This window comes from Microbacterium maritypicum MF109, from assembly GCF_000455825.1.
Taxonomy (GTDB): Bacteria; Actinomycetota; Actinomycetes; order Actinomycetales; family Microbacteriaceae; genus Microbacterium; species Microbacterium maritypicum_A.
This window is the reverse complement of the sequence record NZ_ATAO01000102.1, coordinates 1-429: the sequence shown is the minus strand read 5'-3', so window position 1 is coordinate 429 and position 429 is coordinate 1. Positions and strand designations below refer to the sequence as shown.

Genomic DNA, 429 nt, shown 5'->3' with positions numbered 1-429 from the left:
ACGAGGCGGCGGTGTTGAAGGAGAGCCCCTCCGGCACCGCCGGGAGGCCGAGGGACTGCGGCAGGAACGCCTGCAGTCGCTGCAGGCCGTAGACCAGCAGAACGCCGACCACCGAGAACGCCAGCACGCTGCGGGCGTACGCGCGCCAGGTCTGCTCCGACGACGAGTCGACGCCGATGAGCCGATAGACGCCGCGCTCGACCCGCAGGTCGCGCGCCGACGTGAAGACGTGGGCGATGTAGTCGCCGAGGGGGCGGTAGAGGAGCACGAGAACGACCACGACGGCCGTGACCTGCAGGATGCCGAACCAGATCGTCGCGTCCATCAGAACCTCTCCGGCGCGACGAGCGCGACCACGAGGTAGACGACGGCGGCGACCGCAAGGGCGGCGGCGAGGATCTCGAAGACGATCACAGCCGCTCCACCCCC

General features: G+C 70.2%; 2 protein-coding genes. Both read right to left on the bottom strand.

Going from position 1 to position 429, the window contains the following annotated elements:
* Positions 1 to 325 (bottom strand): potassium-transporting ATPase subunit KdpA (locus L687_RS0121160; protein WP_031206881.1); only part of this gene is annotated, 325 nt, incomplete at its 3' end.
* Positions 325 to 414 carry a potassium-transporting ATPase subunit F gene (locus L687_RS27260; RefSeq protein ID WP_017201862.1) on the bottom strand — a complete coding sequence of 30 codons (90 nt, stop codon included), beginning with the start codon at positions 412 to 414 and terminating at the stop codon, positions 325 to 327. The genes L687_RS27260 and L687_RS0121160, both read right to left, overlap by 1 nt.
* Positions 415 to 429 lie beyond the last annotated feature (15 nt).